This window comes from Leucobacter sp. 1207-22 (assembly GCF_052850455.1).
The window spans coordinates 1-5,456 of the sequence record NZ_VXCR01000009.1 but is presented as its reverse complement, the minus strand read 5'-3'; the positions used below and the strand labels follow the sequence as shown (position 1 = coordinate 5,456).

The following is a 5,456-nucleotide window of genomic DNA, read 5'->3' as shown; positions in this document are numbered from 1 at the left end:
CACCAAAAGGTGTCCGGCAGTGACCTACTCTCCCACACCCTCCCGAGTGCAGTACCATCGGCGCAATCAGTCTTAGCTTCCGGGTTCGGAATGTAACCGGGCGTTTCCCTGACGCTATAACCACCGTAACTCTATACACAATACTAACCCCACCAGAATACAAGACCCAACCCACAAGGGTGAATCCAGCATGCTGTCTGGCGTGGCTTCTCGTACATCAAGAACCACAAAGTGAACGCGAACAATATCATTTACGACATCAGAAAATCCATGCCCTCCCCACTCAAGGGAAGGAAAAAGTCAAGTCATCGGCTTATTAGTACCAGTCAGCTCCACACGTTACCGCGCTTCCACATCTGGCCTATCAACCCAGTCATCTACTGGGAGCCTCACAGACCGAAGTCTACGGAGATCTCATCTCGAGGCCGGCTTCCCGCTTAGATGCTTTCAGCGGTTATCCATCCCGAACGTAGCAAACCAGCCATGCCCTTGGCAGAACAACTGGCACACCAGAGGTCCGTCCAACCCGGTCCTCTCGTACTAGGGTCAGATCCTCTCAAATCTCCAACGCGCGCAGAGGATAGGGACCGAACTGTCTCACGACGTTCTAAACCCAGCTCGCGTACCGCTTTAATGGGCGAACAGCCCAACCCTTGGGACCGACTCCAGCCCCAGGATGCGACGAGCCGACATCGAGGTGCCAAACCATGCCGTCGATATGGACTCTTGGGCAAGATCAGCCTGTTATCCCCGAGGTACCTTTTATCCGTTGAGCGACAGCGCTTCCACAAGCCACTGCCGGATCACTAGTCCCGACTTTCGTCCCTGCTCGACCTGTCAGTCTCGCAGTCAAGCTCCCTTGTGCACTTACACTCGCCACCTGATTACCAACCAGGTTGAGGGAACCTTTGGGCGCCTCCGTTACTCTTTAGGAGGCAACCGCCCCAGTTAAACTACCCACCAGGCACTGTCCCAGAACCCGATCAGGGTCCGTAGTTAGATATCCAATATGACCAGAGTGGTATTTCAACAACGACTCCACCAACACTAGCGTGCCAGCTTCACAGTCTCCCACCTATCCTACACAAGCCACACCGAACACCAATACCAAGCTGTAGTAAAGGTCACGGGGTCTTTCCGTCCTTCTGCGCGTAACGAGCATCTTTACTCGTACTGCAATTTCGCCGAGTTTACGGTGGAGACAGCTGGGGAATCGTTACGCCATTCGTGCAGGTCGGAACTTACCCGACAAGGAATTTCGCTACCTTAGGATGGTTATAGTTACCACCGCCGTTTACTGGGGCTTAAATTCAAAGCTTCGAACCGAAGTCCTAACCTCTCCTCTTAACCTTCCAGCACCGGGCAGGCGTCAGTCCGTATACATCCACTTGCGTGTTAGCACGGACCTGTGTTTTTAGTAAACAGTCGTTCCCCACTGGTCTCTGCGGCCACCACACCCTTTCGGAGCTAAGTCCTAATAAGCGGATGGCCCCCCTTCTCCCGAAGTTACGGGGGCATTTTGCCGAGTTCCTTCACCATAATTATCTCGATCTCCTGAGTATTCTCTACCTGACCACCTGTGTCGGTTTGGGGTACGGGCAACCAGCAACCTCACGTCGATGCTTTTCTCGGCAGCATAGGATCACCTGCTTCCCCTAACGGGTCCGCATCGTGTCTCACCCAAAGCCGGAAACTATTCATAACCGACGAGCTACACACTTACACCGGGACAACCATCGCCCGGCACAGGCTACCTTCCTGCGTCACACCTCACGCTCACCACCCCAGTTCGGGTTCGCAGCCACCACCAAACATCACCCGAAGGATCCGCCCAGCTTAGGATTGCTTAGCACTACTAGTTAGGTCTTTGACGGTTACCAGCCGGTACGGGAATATCAACCCGTTGTCCATCGACTACGCCTGTCGGCCTCGCCTTAGGTCCCGACTTACCCAGGGAAGATTAGCTTGACCCTGGAACCCTTGGTCTTCCGGAGGACGGGTTTCTCACCCGTCTTTCGCTACTCATGCCTGCATTCTCACTCGTGTAGCATCCACGACTGGATCACTCCGCCGCTTCACTCGCCACACGACGCTCTCCTACCCATCCATACAACTGAACCACAAAGGCTTGTCTACACGCATGAATGCCACAACTTCGGTGGTGTGCTTGAGCCCCGTTAAATTGTCGGCGCGGAATCACTTGACCAGTGAGCTATTACGCACTCTTTCAAGGGTGGCTGCTTCTAAGCCAACCTCCTGGTTGTCACAGCAACTCCACATCCTTTTCCACTTAGCACACGCTTTGGGACCTTAGTTGGTGGTCTGGGTTGTTTCCCTCTCGACTATGAAGATTATCCCCCACAGTCTCACTGCTGCGCTCTCACTTACCGGCATTCGGAGTTTAGCTGACGTCAGTAACCTTGTAGGGCCCATCGGCCATCCAGTAGCTCTACCTCCGGCAAGAAACACGCAACGCTGCACCTAAATGCATTTCGGAGAGAACCAGCTATCACGAAGTTTGATTGGCCTTTCACCCCTATCCACAGCTCATCCCCTCAGTTTTCAACCTAAGTGGGTTCGGTCCTCCACGCGCTCTTACACGCGCTTCAACCTGGCCATGGATAGATCACTTCGCTTCGGGTCTAGGACACGCGACTATATCGCCCTATTCAGACTCGCTTTCGCTACGACTACCCCTCACGGGTTAACCTCGCCACATATCGCTAACTCGCAGGCTCATTCTTCAAAAGGCACGCCGTCACCCCAACAAGGAGGCTCCGACGGATTGTAAGCAAACGGTTTCAGGTACTATTTCACTCCCCTCCCGGGGTACTTTTCACCTTTCCCTCACGGTACTAGTCCGCTATCGGTCATCTGGGAGTATTTAGGCTTATCAGGTGGTCCTGACAGATTCACACGGGATTTCTCGGGCCCCGTGCTACTTGGGATACACACCACGCGGTAAAACCATTTCGAATACGGGGCTCTCACCCACTACGGCCCGCCCTTCCAAGCGGTTCTTCTATAGCTTCACTCTCACGTCGGAAACTTTGGCAGCGTCTCCAGGCATGTCCCACAACCCCGCGCATGCAACCCCTGCCAGGTATCACACATACACGGTTTAGCCTCATCCGGGTTCGCTCGCCACTACTACCGGAATCACTATTGTTTTCTCTTCCTGTGGGTACTGAGATGTTTCACTTCCCCACGTTCCCTCTACCCGCCCTATATATTCAGGCGGGAGTCACCAGGTACGACAAGCGCCCTGGCGGGGTTTCCCCATTCGGAAATCCTCGAATCACAGCCCGTTTATCGGCTCCCCGAGGCTTATCGCAGATTACTACGTCCTTCTTCGGCTCCAGATGCCAAGGCATCCACCGTTTGCTCTTTGAGACTTGAAATTACATGAATATCAGAAACCCGCACCCATTCACCAAGAAACACTGGGAAGCATTCCAAAGCTATAAGCGAGTGCGGGACCAAAAATTAAATCAGTATCACCACACACAACAAGAGTGTGTGTGGCAGATGCTCGCGTCCACTGTGTAGTTCTCAACGTACGACCAGTCCAAAAGCCACGAACAACACGTTCCGTAACCCCCGGCCGGAAAAGGACCCAACACCCACCACCAAAATGGTAGGCACGCTGGACCTTCAGGACCCAATAGTATGCACCAGACGAACCAAACCCACAACCATCCCACGATTCCAACCAGAGAACTCAATCCCCGGCGTACTACGCGAAACAACCACAGACCTGACCCTGTTATCAAATGTTCCACCCATGAGCACCTAGCACCACACACTCGGTGATGATCTAGGCAATCTACGAACCAAAAAGTTCGAGTGCTCCTTAGAAAGGAGGTGATCCAGCCGCACCTTCCGGTACGGCTACCTTGTTACGACTTAGTCCTAATCACCAGTCCCACCTTCGACGACTCCCTCCACAAGGGTTAGGCCATCGGCTTCGGGTGTTACCGACTTTCATGACTTGACGGGCGGTGTGTACAAGGCCCGGGAACGTATTCACCGCAGCGTTGCTGATCTGCGATTACTAGCGACTCCGACTTCATGGGGTCGAGTTGCAGACCCCAATCCGAACTGAGACCGACTTTTTGGGATTCGCTCCACCTCGCGGTATCGCAACCCATTGTATCGGCCATTGTAGCATGCGTGAAGCCCAAGACATAAGGGGCATGATGATTTGACGTCATCCCCACCTTCCTCCGTGTTGACCACGGCAGTATCCCATGAGTTCCCACCATAACGTGCTGGCAACATAGGACGAGGGTTGCGCTCGTTGCCGGACTTAACCGAACATCTCACGACACGAGCTGACGACAACCATGCACCACCTGTATACGAGTGTCCAAAGAGTTCTGTATCTCTACAGCGTTCTCGTATATGTCAAGCCTTGGTAAGGTTCTTCGCGTTGCATCGAATTAATCCGCATGCTCCGCCGCTTGTGCGGGCCCCCGTCAATTCCTTTGAGTTTTAGCCTTGCGGCCGTACTCCCCAGGCGGGGAACTTAATGCGTTAGCTACGACACAGAACCCGTGGAACAGGCCCTACATCTAGTTCCCAACGTTTACGGCATGGACTACCAGGGTATCTAATCCTGTTCGCTCCCCATGCTTTCGCTCCTCAGCGTCAGTAGCGGCCCAGAGATCTGCCTTCGCCATCGGTGTTCTTCCTGATATCTGCGCATTCCACCGCTACACCAGGAGTTCCAATCTCCCCTACCGCACTCTAGCCTGCCCGTACCCACTGCAGACCCGGAGTTGAGCCCCGGGATTTCACAGCAGACGCGACAAGCCGCCTACGAGCTCTTTACGCCCAATAATTCCGGACAACGCTTGCACCCTACGTATTACCGCGGCTGCTGGCACGTAGTTAGCCGGTGCTTTTTCTGCAGGTACCGTCACTTTCGCTTCTTCCCTACTAAAAGAGGTTTACAACCCGAAGGCAGTCATCCCTCACGCGGCGTTGCTGCATCAGGCTTGCGCCCATTGTGCAATATTCCCCACTGCTGCCTCCCGTAGGAGTCTGGGCCGTGTCTCAGTCCCAGTGTGGCCGGTCACCCTCTCAGGCCGGCTACCCGTCGTCGCCTTGGTGAGCCATTACCTCACCAACAAGCTGATAGGCCGCGAGTCCATCCAAAACCGATAAATCTTTCCACCCACACACCATGCGGTGATAGGTCGTATCCAGTATTAGACGCCGTTTCCAGCGCTTATCCCAGAGTCAAGGGCAGGTTACTCACGTGTTACTCACCCGTTCGCCACTCTTCCACCCAGCAAGCTGGGCTTCATCGTTCGACTTGCATGTGTTAAGCACGCCGCCAGCGTTCGTCCTGAGCCAGGATCAAACTCTCCGTAAAAAACAAAAAGCACCCATCCACCGGAATAAGGCAGACAAGATGCGAGTTTGACCTGACAAATAGAAACACTGACAAA

The 5,456-nt window shown here is 54.0% G+C and carries 3 rRNA genes; all 3 read right to left on the bottom strand.

Annotation, left to right across the window (positions count from 1 at the left end):
* Window positions 1–11: 11 nt before the first annotated feature.
* Window positions 12–128: ribosomal RNA gene (gene rrf, locus FW756_RS11715) — 5S ribosomal RNA — on the bottom strand.
* Between the two features lie 168 nt (window positions 129–296).
* Window positions 297–3,401: ribosomal RNA gene (locus FW756_RS11710) — 23S ribosomal RNA — on the bottom strand.
* Window positions 3,402–3,857: 456 nt separating this feature from the next.
* A 16S ribosomal RNA gene (locus FW756_RS11705) occupies window positions 3,858–5,380 on the bottom strand.
* Together the 16S, 23S and 5S rRNA genes form the textbook arrangement of a ribosomal RNA operon.
* Between the last annotated feature and the right edge of the window lie 76 nt (window positions 5,381–5,456).